Below are 16361 nucleotides of genomic sequence, written 5' to 3' on the forward strand. Positions count from 1 at the left end.
CGGGGTTCCTCTCAACCGGGCGGTTCTCTCAACCGAAGGAGACGATCAGCACGACCGTCAGCAGGGCGAGGGTCCAGAGCACGCCGTCGCCGACCCCACCATAGGTGACGAAACGCGCGAGGCCCAGAACCGCACGCCCGCCGAGCCGGCCGGCCTGGCCGAACATGGCGACGAATTCCTCGCCCAGGCGGACGAAGATATTGCCCAGCGGAATGGCGAGATCCAGGGTGCCGGTGACCCAGCGGCCCCAGGGCACCGCCAGGAAATCGAGCGCGCCCTGGCCCTGGGGCAGCAGGCGGCGCAATCCCGTCGCCATGAAGACGATGACGGCGGCGAGGGCGACGGCCTGAACCACCAGCGGCCCGACATGGAACGCGGCCTCGAAATGCCCGCTCAGCCGGAAGCCGAAGGCGCCGACGCCGATGCTGCCCGCCAGCAGGATCAGGGTCGCCGCGACGTCCCTGCCCGACACGGCGGTCGGGTTGGTGGCGCCCGGGCCCGAAGGCCGGCAGCGCTCGACCAGGGGGCGGAGCCCGGCGGTGGCGAAGACCAGGGCGCCGACGGCGACGATCACATAGTCCGCCCAGGCCATGCCGTGGTGGATCAGCGCCTCGCCGATCACCGCCTTGCCGGCATAGCCAGCGAGGCCCGGCAGGCCGATCGACAGCATCGAGACGAAGACCAGCAGGCCGAGGCCGCGCGGCGCCGCCTTGCCCGCGCGCTCCATGACGCCGGCGACGACGAATAGCATGGTCGCATAGATCACATGGCCGATCGCCAGCAGGACGACGCCGGCCAGCGCCTCCTCGGTGCCGAGACCGACGCCGACCACCATGACGCCCAATTGGCTGACCACGGCCCAGGCCAGCAGCCGGCGCCAATTGGCCTCGAACAGGGTGGGCAGGACGCCGCCGACGGCCATGGCGAGGCCGAACCAGATCAGCACCTCTGTCCCCGGCAGGAAGCGGACCATGCCGAGGATGGCGATCTTGGTGGCGAAGGCGGAGAGGAAGATGGAGCCGGTGGGCGAGGCGGTCGAATAGCCCTTGATCAGCCAGCCGTGGACCGGCGGCAGGGCCGCCTTGATGCCGAGGCCGATCAGGATCAGCACGCCCGCCGTCTCGGTCCCGAGGCCGTAGACGATGCCGAGGAGGAGGAGCACGCCGGCCAGCACCTGCAGCAGCAGATAGGCAAGGCCGCCCCGCACAGCTTCGATGGTGCCGCCCGCCATGATGATCAGGGCGGAGGCGATGGCGATCACCTCGGTCCAGATCATGAGCGCGGGCAGGGAGGTGCTGGCGATGGCGGCGGCGCCCGCGCCCGCCGCGATCAGGCCGCAGGAAACCGCGGCGCGGTCCTGCGGGGCGCCGTCCACGGGCCTCGCGAACAGCAGGCCGGCGGCGGCGACCAGGTGAAAGGCCAGGGCCAGCGCCCCGTCCAGCGGCGAGAGCACGGGGGCGGCGCCGTCGAGGAACAGGAACCACAGGCTGGCGATCAGCCCGACCCAGCCGATGTTGCGCGCGGCGATGGGCAGGGCGAAGGCGGCCGACAGCGCGCCGGCCAGCATCAGCGGCCAGCCGGCCGGCAGATGGGCGAAATCGAAGGCGAGGGCCTGGAACATGTCCGTCATGGCAGGCCTCCCAGCCCGATGACGGGCGCGACGAAGGCGAGGATCGACGGCGCCGCGACGAAGAGCACGACGCAGCCGGCCGCCGTCACCACCGGCGGGATCAGGGCCAGGATCGGCAGATCGCCTTCCTCGTGATGCTTCTCGGGCAGATGATGGGGATCGTCATCATGGGGGGCGCGGAAGAAGGCCTGGATGACGATCGGCACCAGATAGCCCAGGGTCAGCAGGGTCGACAGCCCCAGGCAGACCACCAGCACGGTCATGTCCTTGTCGACCGCCGCCTCGATCAGCAGGAACTTCGGCCACATGCCGCCGAAGGGCGGCAGGCCGGCGACCGAGAGCGCGCCGAACAGGATCGCGACCATCAGCAGGGGCACCTCGGCGCCGATGCCGGCGATTTCCGACAGGCGCTTCTTGTGGGTGGCGAGCTGGATCGCGCCCGCGCCGAAGAACAGGGTGATCTTGCCCCAGGCATGCATGACGAGCTGCAGGACGCCGGCGGCGATGGCGATCGGCTCGCCCAAAGCAACCGCCAGGGTGACCATGGCGAGCTGCGCCACCGTCGAATAGGCGAGGCGGGCCTTCAGGTCGTCCTTGGTCATGGCCATCAGGCTGGCGACGATCACGCTGGCCGCCGCGACCACGACCAGGAGATCGCCGACGCCGCGCCCGATCACCTCGATGCCGAAGATATAGACGGCGATCTTCAACAGGGTGAAGACGCCCGCCTTCACGACGGCGACGGCATGGAGCAGGGCCGAGACCGGCGTCGGCGCCACCATGGCGGACGGCAGCCAGCCGTGCAGGGGCATCAGCGCCGCCTTGCCGACACCGTAAGCGAACATGAACAGGAGGACGGCGAGCAGGCCGTCGTCCAGCCGGCCGTCCAGAATGCCGCCCGGCGTGAAGTCGAGGGTGCCTGCCGCGATCCAGGTCCAGACGATGGCGCCGAGGAAGGGCACCAAGGAGGTCGCGACCAGATAGGCGAGATAGCGCCGCGCGCCCTGGATCGCGCCCTCCGACTGCCAATGCACCACCAGGGGATAGGTGGCGAAGGTCAGCGCCTCATAGGCGACGAAGAGGGTGGCGAGATTGCCCGACAGCGCGATCGCCATGGCACAGCCGAGCGCCACCGCGAAACAGGCGTAGAAACGGGTCTGGCGCGGCGCGTGCTCGGCGCGCATGTAGCCGATCGAATAGAGCGAGTTGAGGCCCCAGAGCCCGGCCGCGACCCCGGCGAAGACGAGGCCGATGGGTTCCGCCCGCAGCATCACCTTGAAGCCGGGCAGGATCTCGGCCAGCACCAGGGGCGCGGCGGCCGCGGCATCGAAACCGGCGATCAGCTTGAAGACGACGATGGCGAGGCCGGCGGCGCCGACCAGGGTGACCGCCTCGCGCAGGTTCTGCCAGCGGCCGGTGACGAGGATCAGCAGGGCGGTGGCGAAGGGCAGCAGGATCGCCGCCAGCATCAACTGGTGCTGGGTCATGGCGTCACCCCCGCCATCTGATGGGCGATCCGGGTCGAGAGTTCGATCACCGGCGCGCTCCAGATGCCGAAGACGATGGTGCCCGCGCCGAGAAGGCCGACCGGCAGCCAGAAGGCGGGATGCATGTCGCCCTTGGGGGCGTCGCTTCTCGGCTCCGCCAGCATGGTCGCCTCGAAGATGCGCCAGACATAGGCGACGGTGATCAGGGACGACAGCAGGATGCCGCCCGCGACCGTCCAGTCGCCCAGGTCGAAGGCGACCCGCACCACCGACAGTTTGGAGACGAAGCCCGCGGTCAGCGGCACGCCGATCAGGGCCAGCCCGCCGATCACCAGGAAGATGAAGGCGACGGGCATCTGGCGCGACAGGCCGGCCATGGCGTCGAGCCGGGCGCTGCCCCTTCGGTGCACGATGGCGGTCGCGGTCGCGAACATGCCGCCCTTGATGATGGCGTGGTTGAACAGGTTGATCATGGCCGCCGCGATGCCGGCGACGCCGCCGAGGCCGAGGGCGACCAGCATCAGCCCCAGATTGGCGATCGAGGAGAAGGCGAGCAGGCGTTTCAGGTCCTTGGCCGTGACCGCGATCGCCGAGCCGAAGACCAGCATGGCGAGGCCGACCGGCGGCATCAGGGCGGCGAAATTCACCCGGCCCAATTCGCCCGGCGTGTGGAAGACGACGTCGGTCAGGCGGATCATCAGATAGATCGAGACCTTGGTCGCGGTCATCGCCAGGAAGGTCGCCATCACCGTCGGCGCATAGGCATAGGCATTGGGCAGCCAGCGGTGCAGGGGCAGCATGGCGGCCTTCAGCGCGATGCCGACGAAGAGGAAGGACGAGCCGACGATGACCGCCCGGCGCCCGGCATCGGAAATCCGCTCGCCGAGGTCGGCCATGTTCAGGGTGCCGGTGACGACATAGAGGAAGGCGATGCCGATGACGAAGAAGGTCGCCCCGGTCGCGCCCAGGATCAGGTAGTCGAAGGCGGCGGTCAGGGCGCGGCGGTCGCGCCCGCTGCCGGACGCGATCAGGACATAGGTCGCCAGCGACGAGATCTCGAGGAAGACGAAGACGTTGAACAGGTCGCCGGTGACGACGATGCCGGTCAGGCCGGACATGCACAGCAGCAGGGCGGCATAGAGGCGCGGCCGGTCGCCCGGCGCCATCTCGGGCGCGATCGCGGTCGACATCATCAGCGCGGCCAGACTGCCGCTGACGGTCAGCAGCAGCGCCATGGCGGCGGACAGCAGGTCCACCCGGTACTCGATGCCGATGGGCGCCTGCCAATTGCCGAGGGCGTAGGAGATGGTCTCGCCCCCCCAGGTGGCATTCACCAGTTCGAGGGCCAGAACGACGGAGGCCAGCGCGATCAGGATGGCCAGGGGGGCGGCGATCCGATGGTCGCGGATCAGGGCGACGATGGGGGCCGCCAGCAGCGGCAGCACGACCACCAGGACGGCGGCATGGGCCAGGATCGCGTCGGGCAGGATCACGGCCGCGTCTCCTCTCGCCCGGCGTTCGTGTCGGTCTCGGCCTCGGGGCCGGTGACGACCGGGTGGGTGGGCGCGGTCAGGGGCAGCAGGTCTTCTTCCTCGATGGTGCCGAAGGCCTCGCGGATGCGGACCGACAGGGCGAGGCCGACCGCCAGGGTGGCGACGCCGACGACGATGGCGGTCAGGATCAGGACCGACGGCAGGGGATTGGAATAGACGGCGAATTCATCGTCCAGGATCGGCGGCGTGCCGCCGTCGACCACGCCGACGGCGATGTAGAGCACGAAGACCGAGACCTGGAAGATGCCGAGGCCGATCAGCTTTTTGACCAGATTGCCCTGGGCGATGACGATATAGAGCCCGGTCATCATCAGCATGATGACCGCCCAATAGGGGAACAGGCCGACGAGGTCCTTCACATCACACCTCGGATGGCGAAACGCTGGAACAGAAGGGTCATGACGCAGGTCACGGTCATGAAGACGCCCAGTTCGATGGCGGTCAGGCCGATCGCCTGACCCGACGGGCCGGCACCGAAGGCGTAATAGTCGAGGAAGGCATGGCCCATCAGCATGGTGACCACGCCGGTGCCGCCGTAGAGCAGCACGCCGAGGGCGGCGATCACCCTGAGGATCCGCTCCGGCACCATCTTGTTCAGGGCGTCGATGCCGAAGACGAGGCCGTAGAGGATCAGGGCGCCGCCGAGGATGGCGCCGGCCTGGAAGCCGCCGCCGGGGCTGTAGGCGCCGTGGAACTGGACATAGGGCGCGAGGAACAGGGTCATCGGAATGAACAGCGTCGCCACCGTGCGCAGGATGACGTCGCGGTCGCGCCGCGCCGGCGCCTCGCCCCGGCCCAGGGGCCGGGACTGCGCCCCGCCCAGCAGGATCAGGACGCCGAGGGCGGCGGTGAACACCACCACCGTCTCGCCCATGGTGTCATAGCCGCGATAGGAGCCGAGGACGGAGGTGACGATGTTGGGAATGCCGATCTCGCCCTTGCTCTCCTCGATGTAGTGGGGGGCGACGTGCGTGCTGGCGGGCGAGGCCGGATCGCCGAAGCGCGGCAGTTCCAGGGTGCCGTAGACCAGCGCCAGGCCGCACACGGTGGCGACCACCAGCCCGACCACCGAGGCGCGGCGCCCGCCGCGCTTCTCGTGCCGGCCGACCAGGCGGATGGCGGCGATGGTCAGCACGGTCGAGACGCCGGCGCCGACGCAGGCTTCCGTGAAGGCGACATCCGGCGCGTCGAACAGCACGAAGAGGGCGCAGCAGGTGAAGGAGAAGATGCCCGACAGCATGGCGACAACCAGAAGATCGCTCATGAAGGCGACGGTGATCGCGATGGCGCCGAGCGCGGCCAGAAGGCCGATCATCAGCAGGCTTTCCATGGCTTACTCCCCGGGCTGCGGCGGCGGCGGCCGGTCGCCGTCGAGGGCGGGTCGGATACCGCTGCGGAAGGCCGCGCGGGCGAGCGCATGGCACGAGGTGGGCGAGGCGAAGAGAGCCACGACCAGCACGATCAGCAGCTTCAGCGCCGTCAGCAGATCGGGCGACAGAATGGCGAGGCCGACCAGGATGCCGATGGCGCCCGCCGTGTCGGTCACGCCGCCGGCATGGGCCCTTGTATAGAAGTCGGGCAGGCGCAAAAGGCCGATGGCGCCGACCAGCGTGGCGAAGGCGCCGAGGAAGACGAGCCCGTCGCCGAGCACGTTGCGGCCGAGGTCCAGGATGTCGGCGGCGGTCATGCGCTCTCCTTGTCGCCGATCAGGTAGCGCAGCACGGCGACCGTCCCGATCAGGTTGAGCACGGCATAGACCAGGGCGATGTCGATGAAGTCGTAGCGGTCGGTGGCGAAGCCGAGCACGGCGATCAGCAGGATCGTCTTGGTGCCGATGACGTTCAGCGCCAGCACCCGGTCGAAGACGGTCGGGCCGGCGAAAGCCCGAATCAAGGCTAGCGCGAAAGTTGCGAATATGGCGATGGCGGCGGCGTAGAGCATGTCAGGCGATCCGGCCGCGGAATTTTTCGTCGAGCGCGAGGCAGCGCCGGTCCATTTCTCCGTCCTGCAGTGCGGCGATCCCTTCGCGGTGCAGCGCATGGACGAGGAAGCGGTCGCCCTCGGCCAGGACCGTGAAGGTGCCGGGGGTCAGGGTGATCGAATTGCCGTAGAGCGTGCGGCACAGCTCGCTCTTCTGGGAGGTCTCGATCCAGGCCATGGAGGGGGTCGCGGGACGCCCGAGGCCGAGCACGCAGCGGGCGACGTCGATGTTCGACTTCACGATCTCGACCAGCAGCCAGCCCCAATAGATAACCAGCGGAACCACAAGGGAAAACGGCTGGAACTGACGCGCCACCAGACCCAGGTGGGTCAGCAGCAGCACGACCCCGACGACCGAAATCAGGGAGGTGGCGACCAGGAAGGGAGAGAAATGCCCGGACAGTCCGATCCACAGGAAATAGAACGCCACACCGAGCAGAATTCGCTGAATCACCGGGCTCCCCTTCGGCCGAGTCACAACCGTCCCCCAATCGCGACACTGTGCAATATCGCAGAGGTGATGGGAACCCGCACCTACCTTTTCAAGGGGGCGGAAAAGTTGCAGCGCAGCAAGCCTGCAGCCATTTGGGGTGAAATGACTCCAGCCCGGCCGTTCATTTCTGATGACAGCCAAAGGTCATGGTGGAATGATAGTGTCATAAAGGACGCAGGAAAAACTGCGCGTAAATAAAGGGGGATAGCCAGAAAAGATGACCTGCCCGTCATCTTTTCAGTGTGGGAAGTGTAGCGCATGGAACATGTCATGGCGGCGGGTGGCGGCGCCGAATTCGCCACAATCGAAATCTCCGGCCGTGTTAAATGGTTCGACATGACGAAGGGTTACGGCTTCGTCACGCCGGGCGACGGTCAGGGGGACGTTCTCCTTCATCTCTCCGCGCTTCGACAGGCCGGACTCGACCATGTCGACGAGGGCGCGACGCTCCGCTGCGAGGCGGTGCGAAGGCCGAAAGGCTTTCAGGCGCTTCGGGTGATCGACCATGATCCGTCGACGGCCCTGCCGTCCGACCGCATGAGGCCACCGCCCCGACGGGCGATGCCTCAGGTCGAGGATGCGGGTCCGCCCGTGGATGCCACCGTGAAATGGTTCAACCGCGCACGCGGTTACGGCTTCGTCTCTCGGGGCGAAGGCACGCCGGACATATTCGTCCATATGGAAGTCCTGCGGCGCTCGGGCGTGCTCGAGGTGGCGCCGGGCCAGGCCGTGTCGGTCCGCATCGTCGAAAGCGACAAGGGACCGCAGGTCGCCGAACTGAAACCGACCACCTAGGCCGTCCGCAAGGACGCTGCCAGCGGCGCGCCCCGGGCAGGGGTCGCGCCGTTCTTTTTTGGCGCGCGCCGTGCGATCAGCGCGCCGGCGGAAGTTCCCGCGCGATGACGCCGAGCAGCCAGTCACGGAAGGCGGCGAGGGCGGGCAGGGCGCGCTTGGCACTGGGATAGACCAGGAAATAGCCCTGGGCCGTGGTCACGCTGCGCCCGAACAGCACGGTCAATTCGCCGCGCGACAATTCCTCCGCCACCAGCAGCTTCGGCACCAGGGCGACGCCGAGGCCGGCGACGGCGGCCTGCAGCACCATGGCGAATTGCTCGAACGACAGGCGCGGCTGGCCCGGCGGCGGCGTCAGGTCCTCCGCGGCGTACCAATCATCCCAGGCGCGCGGGCGCGTCGCCTGGACCAGCAGGGTGGCGCGGGCGACGTCCCCGGCCCCGGTGATGTCCAGCTCGGCGGCGAGGGCGGGGGAGGCCACGGGCACCAGCACCTCGCCCATCAGGCGGTGCAGGTCGGCGCCCGGCCAATGGGCGTCGCCGAAATGGATGGCGGCGTCCAGCCCCTCGCGCGCGAAATCGAAGGGCCGCAGCCGGGTCGCGAAGCGGATGGTGACGTCGCGGTGGCGGGCGAAGAAATCCGGCAGGCGGGGAATCAGCCAGCGGGTGCCGAAGGTCGGCAATATGGCGAGGTCCAGGGTGCCGCCGCCGCCCTTGAAGGCGATGGTCTGGGCGGTCGCGGCGGCGAAACGCGAAAGCGTGTCGCGGAGCGATTCCGCGTAAAAGCGTCCCGCCTCGGTCAGCACCACGCGCTGGCGTACACGGGCGAAGAGTTCGACCCCCAGACGCTGTTCGAGATCCTTCACCTGGCGGCTGACCGCGCCCTGGCTGAGGCTCAATTCGCGGGCGGCGGCCGTCAGGCTGCCGTGGCGCGCCGCCGCCTCGAAGGCGACGAGGCTGGCGATGGGCGGCAGCAGGCGGCGATTGGCGGGCACGATCATGCGCACATCGTATCAATTCCCAACACGGCCGTGCGGATTTTCCGGCAAGTTCATTCCAATTCCGCATCAACTTGATGCCGCATCATCGGTTGCGGGATCCGGCTGGGTCATCCATCCTCCCCCGACATCACATCGGGAGAGCAGCATGGGCGCGACCACCAGGGACCGGGCTTCCTTCGTCTGGGAAGATCCTTTCCTCCTCGAAGAGCAATTGACCGAGGACGAGCGCCTGATCCGGGATTCGGTCCGCGCCTATGCCCAGGACAAGCTGCTGCCCCGCGTCGTCTCCGCCTTCAGGGACGAGCGTTTCGATCGCGAGATCATGTCGGAGATGGGCGAACTCGGCTTTCTCGGTTCGACCATCCCGGTCGAATATGGCGGTGCCGGTGTTTCCTATGTCGCCTATGGCCTCGCCGCGCGCGAGGTGGAGCGGATCGACAGCGGCTATCGCTCGGCGATGAGCGTGCAGTCGTCCCTCGTCATGCATCCGATCTTCGCCTATGGCTCGGAAGATCAGCGCATGAAATATCTGCCGAAACTCGCCAGCGGCGCATGGGTCGGCTGCTTCGGCCTGACCGAGCCTGATCACGGCTCCGATCCCGGCGGCATGCGCACCCGCGCCAGCAAGGTCGACGGCGGTTACATCCTGAACGGCGCCAAGATGTGGATCACCAATTCGCCGATCGCCGATCTGGCGGTGGTCTGGGCCAAGTCCGACGCCCATGACGACGAGATCAAGGGTTTCGTGGTCGAGCGTGCCTTCAAGGGGTTCTCCACCCCGAAGATCGAGAACAAGCTGTCACTGCGTGCTTCCATCACCGGCGAGATCGTGCTCGAGGATGTCTTCGTGCCCGACGAGAACCTGCTGCCCAACGCCAGGGGCCTGGGCGGTCCCTTCGGCTGCCTGAACCGGGCGCGTTACGGCATTTCCTGGGGGGCGCTCGGCGCCGCCGAATTCTGCTGGCACGCGGCACGGCAATATACCCTCGATCGCAAGCAGTTCGGCCGCCCGCTGGCCCAGACCCAGCTCATCCAGAAGAAGCTCGCGGACATGCAGACCGAGATCACGCTGGGCCTGCAGGGCTCGCTCCGCGTCGGGCGCCTGATGGACGAGGGCAAGACCCTGCCCGAGGCGATCTCGCTCGTGAAGCGCAATAATTGCGGCAAGGCGCTGGACATCGCCCGCATGGCCCGCGACATGCACGGCGGCAACGGCATCTCGGGCGAATTCCACGTCATCCGCCATCTCCTGAACCTCGAGACGGTGAATACCTATGAAGGCACCCACGACGTCCACGCCCTGATCCTGGGCCGGGCGCAGACCGGGCTGCAGGCCTTCTTCTGATGACCGACGCGCCGCCCCTCCAGGGCCTTCGGGTCATCGAACTGGCGCGCATCCTGGCCGGTCCCTGGGCCGGCCAGACCCTGGCCGACCTCGGTGCCGAGGTGATCAAGATCGAAAAGCCGGGAGCGGGCGACGATACCCGAAGCTGGGGCCCGCCCTTCGTTACGGGGCCGAACGGGGAGGCGCTGGGCGCCACCTATTATCATGGCTGCAACCGGGGCAAACGGTCCGTCGCCCTGGATATCGCAACGCCGGAGGGTCAGGCGGCGGTGCGCGAGCTGGTGCGCGACGCCGACGTGCTGATCGAGAATTTCAAGGTCGGCGGGCTCGCCAGATACGGCCTCGACTACGACAGTCTCTCGGCGCTGAACCCGCGTCTCGTCTATTGCTCCATCACCGGCTTCGGCCAGACCGGGCCCTATGCCGGGCGCGCCGGCTACGACCTGATGATCCAGGGCCTCGGCGGCATCATGGATCTGACCGGCGAGGCGACGGGCGAGCCCCAGCGCGTCGGCGTCGCCCTGGTTGATCTCTTCACCGGGGTTTACTCCGTGGTCGCGATCCAGGCGGCGCTGGCGGAACGGGTGCGCTCCGGCAAGGGCCAGCACATCGACATGGCGCTTCTGGATACGCAGGTGGCGATCCTCTCCAACCACGCGCTGTCCTATCTGGTGACCGGCCAGTCGCCGCGCCGCCATGGCAATGCCCATCCCAGCATCGTGCCCTATCAGAGTTTCGCCTGCGCCGACGGCCATCTGATTCTCGCCGTCGGCAACGACGGTCAGTTCCGGAAGGCGATGCAGGCTCTGGATCTGGCGACGCTGGCGACGGATCCGCGCTTCGCCACCAATGCCGGGCGCGTCGCGGCGCGCGACGACCTGATTCCGGCCCTCGCCGCCCGCTTCCGGGATATGGCGCGGGACGACATCCTGGCCCGGCTGGAAGCCGTGGGCGTGCCCGCAGGGCCGATCAACACGGTGGCCCAGGTCTTCGACGATCCCCAGGTGAAGCACCGCCAGATGCAGCTTTCCTTCGACTTCGGGGGCGGGACCATTCCCGGCGTGCGCACCCCCATCCGTTTCTCCCGCAGCCCCTTGGTGCTGGAGCGGCCGTCGCCCAGGCTCGGCGACGACACGGACGCGGTCCTCGGCACGGCGGACCCCGACTGATCCGATTCTCCGATCATTGACCGGGCTCAATGATCAGCAGCCCCGCCCGCGCCAAAGTGCCGGGCGAGGGGCGCGTGCAAGGAGAACAACGATGAAGACGATCTCTAAAGGCCTGGCGGTCGTGCTCGCCGCCGGCCTCGCCGCCGCGACGCCGGCCTTCGCCCAGATGGGCGGCCGGGGCGGCGGCATGGGCATGATCGGCGGCTCCTGCCCGACCATGGGCATGATGAACGGCGGTATGGGGCCTGGCGGCATGGCGCAGGGCGGCGGTCCGGGGATGGGCCAGCCTGGTATGGGCCAACCGGGCATGGGCCAATCGGGCATGGGTCGGCGCGGCGGCGGCATGGGCGTGATGGTCGATGCCCGCCTGACCTATCTGAAGGGTCAATTGGCCATCACCGAGGCGCAGGAGCCGGCCTGGGCCGCCTATGCGGCGGCGGTGAAGGGCCGGGTGGACACCATGCAGGGCAATCGCGCCGGCATGATGGACGCCATGGAGAATGGTAATGCCGTCGAGCGGATGGATGTGCGCATCGCGGCGATGGAGGCGATGCTGGATGCCCTGAAGGCGACGCGGGACGCGACGGTCGCGCTCTATGACGCCCTGGACGCCGACCAGAAGCTGCTCGCGGACGATCTGATCGGCAACGACTGCGGCGCCATGTGATCTGCATCGCGCCGGCGCCAAAAGAAAAGGGCGGCTCGAGGGCCGCCCTTTCCGATTCGAAGCCTGAGGCCGATCAGCGCGAGTAGAACTCGACCACCAGGTTCGGTTCCATCTGCACCGGATAGGGCACGTCCGACAGGCCGGGCACGCGGATATAGGTGCCCTTGGTGCCATCGAAGGCGATGTAGTCGGGGATTTCGCGCTCGGCCGAGGCCTGGGCTTCCATCACCAGGGCCATTTCCTTGGCCCGGGGGGTCAGCTCGATCACGTCGCCCACCTTCACCTGGTAGGAGGGGATGTTGACGCGGCGGCCGTTCACCTTCACGTGGCCGTGGTTCACCAGCTGGCGGGCGGCGAACACGGTCGGCACGAACTTCAGGCGATAGACGAGGGCGTCGAGGCGCTGCTCGAGAAGGCCGATCAGATTCTCGCCGGTGTCGCCCTTGCGGCGCACGGCTTCGGCATAGAGACCACGGAACTGACGTTCCGTGATGTTGCCGTAATAGCCCTTCAGCTTCTGCTTGGCGGCCATCTGCGTACCGAAGTCCGAGACCTTGCCCTTGCGGCGCTGGCCATGCTGGCCCGGGCCGTATTCACGCTTGTTGACCGGGCTCTTCGGGCGACCCCAGAGGTTTTCGCCCAGACGACGGTTGATCTTGTACTTCGCTTGAACGCGTTTGCTCATGTTTCCGTAGCCGCCAGCTTCGTCCGCCATGTCGAACCCCGCACCGTGCGGGCCTGAACGAGAGGCGGGTAGGAACCAAAAATGACGAACCGGGACGAAAGCCGCCCCGGCGTAGGTCGCGCACTATAGCCAGCGCGCGATGAATGTCAAACCCGTTTCAGCGGCCCGGGAGCGCCGAGCGGCAATTGACAGGGGCGATTCGTCCGATTATAACGCCGCCCTCACGCGACGATCCCGCTGGGGGATAGTTTAGCGGTAGAACCCCGGACTCTGACTCCGGTAGCTCTGGTTCGAATCCAGGTCCCCCAGCCAATCGCGTCCTTCCGCAGAATGCACGAGACAGCCGGCCGCTCCGGTCCCGACGGGGCCATGGCCAGGAACGGCATGCGTCTGCCGGCGATTTCTAGTCCATATGGTCGGCGTGCCGTCCTCTTCCCTGTGGCTTTCTTTGGCCACTAAACCCTGATCGGCGTGAAGTGCCACCGAATTAGGGGGAACCAAAGGGAGGTGCACATGAGGCGCAGGGACTTCATGGCGGGCGGCGCCGCCGCGCTGGCCTTCGCCGGCCGGATGTCGGCCCGGGCGTCGACGGAGGAGATCGCCCGCCTGGGCACGGCCTTGACCCCCTTCGGGGCGGAGCGCGAAGGCAGCGCCGACGGCCTGCTGGCGCCCTATTCCGGCCGATGGCTGGGAGCGCCGCCGGGCATTGCCTTCGCCGGCACCGGCGCGCCGCAGGCCGATCCCTATGCCGCCGAAAAGCCCCTGTTCTCGATCGACGCCGGCAATGTCGGGCAGCACGCCGCCCGCCTGAGCGAGGGGCAGAAGGCGATGTTCCGGAAGTTTCCGGACAGTTTCCGCATGGACGTCTATCCGTGCCACCGCGATTTCCGCTTCGGCGACGATCTTCTCGCCAACCTGAAACGGAACGCGGCGGAGGCCGCGCTGACGCCGGACGGCGAAGGCGTCACCGGCGTCTATGGCGCGCCGGCCTTTCCCTTTCCGAAGACCGGGCTCGAACTCATCTGGAATGCGATCACGGTGCCGCGCCCCTTTACGATGCGCGGCACGATGGACGAGGCGGTGGTCTATCCCAACGGCACCATCGCCTGGGGCGCCCAGAAATGGGACATCTATTGCCCGTCCTATGACCCCGCCGTGGCGCGGGCGGATTTCGACGGCACCTCGGCCCTGGTCTATCGCACCACCCTGAAGCCGGAGCGCGAGGCCGGCACGGTCGTGCTGGCCCGGGAATATTGGGACTTCGCGAGACGGCCGACCCAGGCCTGGACCTATGTTCCCGGCACGCGGCGCGTGAAGCAGGTGGCCGAAGTCGCGGGCGACTATCCGGTCGGGCCCGGCGGCTTCCATACGGTGGACGACACCGGCCTCTGGGCCCAGTCGCCGCGACGCTACGACTGGGAACTGGTCGGCAAGCGGGAGATCTTCGTTCCCTACAACGCCTTCCGGATCGACGATCCGGCCCTGCGCTACACGGATCTTCTGGGCGCGGCCCATCTGAACCCGGACCATCTGCGCTGGGAACTGCATCGCTGCTGGGTGGTGCGGGCGAAGCTGAAGCCCGGGCTGCGCCATGTCTATGGTGCCCGCACGATCTATCTCGACGAGGATTCGCTGAACCCGGTGGTGGCCGACCTCTACGACCCGCGCGGCGATCTCTATCGCCTGGCGATGAACACGATCGCCTACGACTACGCGACCCGGATCCTCGGGCAGCATGTCTGCATCTATTACGATCTCGTCTCCGGCGCCTATATGGTCGATCGCCTGACCAACGAGGTGAGCGACCGGCCGCGCTGCAACGAGGGGGATCGGGAGGCACGGGACTATTCCCCGCAGGCTCTCGCCCGGAAAGCGATCTGACACCGAAATCGGGCGGGAGGCGGGCGTATTTGATGGCCCGCGCCAGCCGGCGTATCCTTCCCGGGCAGACGACGGAAAGTCGCGGTGATCGGGAGGGACGATCCGTGAGCATGGCAGCCGAAGGCCGGTGGCAGTCCGGCGATTTTTGGCAATCCGGCGATTTCCCGGCCGGACAGCGTTTCGAGGCGTGGCAGGATCTGCTGCGGGACGTCTATGGCGCCCTCGATGTCGACCGGCCGGTCGGGCCCGATTTCGAGGCCCGGGTGAGCCATCACGCGGTCGGCGGCTTCCAGATCGCCGACTGCATCTGCGACCCTTGCGCGGGCGGACGCACGCGCCGCCACATCGGCGCCGATGCGCGCGAGACTCTGACCCTGCAACTGACGCTGGCCGGCACCGAAATCTTCACCTTCGACGGCGAGACGGTCGAACTCGGCCCCGGCGACGTCTTGATCTGGAATTCGACCCGGCCGATCCGCTTCGACGTGACGCAGCGCCTGCACAAGATTTCTGTGACCATGCCGCTCGCCCGGCTGCGCAGCTGGATGCCGACGACCTGGCATTCGATCGACCGCCGCCTGCCGCGCGCCCTGCCCGGGGCGGGGCTGCTGTCGTCGGTCATCGGCACGCTGTCGCCCGCCTTTCTCGAGGGCACGCTGACCAATGCGGACGCGCTGACGGAATCGGTTCTGGGGCTGCTGGTCAACGTGCTGGGGCCCGAGCGATCGACGCCGGACACGCCTCGGGCGGCGCAGCTCCGCGTGGTCAAGGCGCATATCGCCGCCCATCTCGGCGATCCGGGGCTGACCCCGTCGGCGATCGCCGGTGCCTGCCGGATCTCGCTTCGCCATCTCCATTCCCTGTTCGAGGGCGAGGGCACGACGGTCCGGCAATATGTGATCATGGAGCGCCTGCTGCGCTGCCGGCGCGAGTTCGAGAACCCGCGCATGGCCTGGCGCAGCATCACCGACATCGCCTTCGGCTGGGGCTTCCAGAACGCGACCCATTTCAGCCGCCGCTTCAAGGCGGCCTTCGGTCGATCGCCCCAGGATTTCCGCGAGGATTACCGGGCGGCGTCGATCATGGCGGCCAGCGACCGGGCGGCCAGGATCTCGATCCAATAGCCGTCCGGATCCTTGACGAAGGCGAGGCCCTTCATGGCGCCGTCGTCCGGCCGCTTCACGAAATCGACCCCCAGGGTCTCGAAGCGGGCACAGGCTTCATGGACGTCGGGCACGGTGATGCCGATATGGCCGAAGCCGCGCGGTTCGGCATTGCCGTTGTGATAGCCGGCGAAATCGCCATCCGCCTCCGTGCCCCAATTGTGGGTCAGTTCCAGGGTCGCCTTCTGGCGAAAGACATATTCGGCCCGGGCGGCCGGCGCTTCGGGGATCGGGCCGTCCTCCGGCCGGACATAGGCCATGAAATAGAGCGAGAATTTCATGGCCGGGAAATCGAAGCGGTCGAGCAGGGTCATGCCGAGAACGTCGCGGTAGAAGGCGACGGAGCGTTCCGGGTCGCGGATGCGCAGCATGGTCTGGTTGAAGATGAAATCGCCGGTCGCGGCGGCGGTGTCGCTGGTCATGGTGCCCTCTGTCCTCACCCGTTCGAATCGCAAGGATGTCGCCGGCCATTATCACGCGCCCGGCCGCTGCCGCGCATGCCCCCGTGCACGCCGG

17 protein-coding genes and 1 tRNA gene are annotated in these 16361 nt (G+C 67.8%); 7 read left to right on the forward strand and 11 right to left on the reverse strand.

Annotated elements, in window-relative coordinates; genetic code table 11:
* Positions 1 to 28 precede the first annotated feature (28 nt).
* The 8 genes from L2U69_RS00365 to L2U69_RS00400 are packed head-to-tail and all read right to left on the reverse strand — an operon-like array spanning position 29 to position 7104.
* A complete protein-coding gene (locus L2U69_RS00365) occupies positions 29 to 1630 on the reverse strand; it encodes a proton-conducting transporter transmembrane domain-containing protein (protein ID WP_236104364.1) in 1602 nt (533 codons plus the stop codon).
* Complete coding sequence (locus tag L2U69_RS00370) at positions 1627 to 3117, reverse strand: complex I subunit 5 family protein (protein ID WP_236104365.1); 1491 nt, start codon at positions 3115 to 3117, stop codon at positions 1627 to 1629. Before L2U69_RS00370 ends, L2U69_RS00365 begins: the two co-directional genes overlap by 4 nt.
* Entirely contained in the window at positions 3114 to 4610 is a 1497-nt protein-coding gene (locus tag L2U69_RS00375; protein WP_236104366.1) for a proton-conducting transporter transmembrane domain-containing protein, read from the reverse strand. The genes L2U69_RS00370 and L2U69_RS00375 overlap by 4 nt, the downstream gene beginning before the upstream one ends.
* Complete coding sequence (locus L2U69_RS00380) at positions 4607 to 5029, reverse strand: cation:proton antiporter subunit C (RefSeq protein ID WP_236104367.1); 423 nt, start codon at positions 5027 to 5029, stop codon at positions 4607 to 4609. Before L2U69_RS00380 ends, L2U69_RS00375 begins: the two co-directional genes overlap by 4 nt.
* Positions 5026 to 6000 carry a DUF4040 domain-containing protein gene (locus tag L2U69_RS00385; protein WP_236104368.1) on the reverse strand — a complete coding sequence of 325 codons (975 nt, stop codon included), beginning with the start codon at positions 5998 to 6000 and terminating at the stop codon, positions 5026 to 5028. Before L2U69_RS00385 ends, L2U69_RS00380 begins: the two co-directional genes overlap by 4 nt.
* Before the next feature lie 3 nt (positions 6001 to 6003).
* Positions 6004 to 6357 carry a monovalent cation/H(+) antiporter subunit G gene (mnhG, locus tag L2U69_RS00390; RefSeq protein WP_236104369.1) on the reverse strand — a complete coding sequence of 118 codons (354 nt, stop codon included), beginning with the start codon at positions 6355 to 6357 and terminating at the stop codon, positions 6004 to 6006.
* Entirely contained in the window at positions 6354 to 6611 is a 258-nt protein-coding gene (locus L2U69_RS00395) for a monovalent cation/H+ antiporter complex subunit F (RefSeq protein ID WP_236104370.1), read from the reverse strand. The genes mnhG and L2U69_RS00395 overlap by 4 nt, the downstream gene beginning before the upstream one ends.
* A 1-nt stretch (position 6612) precedes the next feature.
* Positions 6613 to 7104, reverse strand: coding sequence for a Na+/H+ antiporter subunit E (locus tag L2U69_RS00400; RefSeq protein ID WP_236104371.1), 492 nt, complete (start codon positions 7102 to 7104; stop codon positions 6613 to 6615).
* Positions 7105 to 7401: 297 nt separating this feature from the next.
* Here L2U69_RS00400 and L2U69_RS00405 point away from each other — a divergent pair, with 297 nt between their 5' ends.
* Positions 7402 to 7938, forward strand: coding sequence for a cold-shock protein (locus L2U69_RS00405; RefSeq protein ID WP_236104372.1), 537 nt, complete (start codon positions 7402 to 7404; stop codon positions 7936 to 7938).
* A 76-nt stretch (positions 7939 to 8014) separates the two neighbouring features.
* Here the strand turns inward: L2U69_RS00405 and L2U69_RS00410 are convergent, their stop codons facing one another.
* Positions 8015 to 8935 (reverse strand): LysR family transcriptional regulator, encoded by a 921-nt coding sequence (locus L2U69_RS00410; protein WP_236104373.1) that lies wholly within the window; start codon positions 8933 to 8935, stop codon positions 8015 to 8017.
* Between the two features lie 145 nt (positions 8936 to 9080).
* Between L2U69_RS00410 and L2U69_RS00415 the strand changes: the two genes are divergently transcribed.
* From L2U69_RS00415 to L2U69_RS00425, 3 genes are all read left to right on the forward strand, one after another.
* Entirely contained in the window at positions 9081 to 10280 is a 1200-nt protein-coding gene (locus tag L2U69_RS00415; RefSeq protein ID WP_236104374.1) for an acyl-CoA dehydrogenase, read from the forward strand.
* Positions 10280 to 11449 (forward strand): CaiB/BaiF CoA transferase family protein, encoded by a 1170-nt coding sequence (locus L2U69_RS00420; RefSeq protein ID WP_236104375.1) that lies wholly within the window; start codon positions 10280 to 10282, stop codon positions 11447 to 11449. The genes L2U69_RS00415 and L2U69_RS00420 overlap by 1 nt, the downstream gene beginning before the upstream one ends.
* A gap of 91 nt (positions 11450 to 11540) precedes the next feature.
* Positions 11541 to 12116, forward strand: coding sequence for a Spy/CpxP family protein refolding chaperone (locus L2U69_RS00425; RefSeq protein WP_236104376.1), 576 nt, complete (start codon positions 11541 to 11543; stop codon positions 12114 to 12116).
* Between the two features lie 73 nt (positions 12117 to 12189).
* On the opposite strand, the gene rpsD is transcribed toward L2U69_RS00425, so the two are convergent.
* On the reverse strand, positions 12190 to 12801 hold the full coding sequence (gene rpsD / locus L2U69_RS00430; RefSeq protein ID WP_236104377.1) for a 30S ribosomal protein S4: 612 nt from the start codon (positions 12799 to 12801) through the stop codon (positions 12190 to 12192).
* 238 nt (positions 12802 to 13039) lie between these two features.
* Here rpsD and L2U69_RS00435 point away from each other — a divergent pair.
* The 3 genes from L2U69_RS00435 to L2U69_RS00445 all read left to right on the forward strand — a co-directional run bounded on the left by L2U69_RS00435 (position 13040) and on the right by L2U69_RS00445 (position 15806).
* Positions 13040 to 13113, forward strand: a tRNA-Gln gene (locus L2U69_RS00435).
* Positions 13114 to 13314: 201 nt separating this feature from the next.
* A complete protein-coding gene (locus tag L2U69_RS00440; protein ID WP_236104378.1) occupies positions 13315 to 14682 on the forward strand; it encodes a DUF1329 domain-containing protein in 1368 nt (455 codons plus the stop codon).
* A gap of 110 nt (positions 14683 to 14792) precedes the next feature.
* On the forward strand, positions 14793 to 15806 hold the full coding sequence (locus L2U69_RS00445) for an AraC-like ligand-binding domain-containing protein (RefSeq protein ID WP_236105714.1): 1014 nt from the start codon (positions 14793 to 14795) through the stop codon (positions 15804 to 15806).
* Here the strand turns inward: L2U69_RS00445 and gloA are convergent.
* Entirely contained in the window at positions 15746 to 16267 is a 522-nt protein-coding gene (gene gloA, locus L2U69_RS00450; RefSeq protein ID WP_236104379.1) for a lactoylglutathione lyase, read from the reverse strand. The two genes, L2U69_RS00445 and gloA, sit on opposite strands and share 61 nt — an antisense overlap.
* Between the last annotated feature and the right edge of the window lie 94 nt (positions 16268 to 16361).

Origin of the sequence: Zavarzinia marina (assembly GCF_021568905.1) — a bacterium.
Lineage (GTDB): Bacteria > Pseudomonadota > Alphaproteobacteria > Zavarziniales > Zavarziniaceae > Zavarzinia > Zavarzinia marina.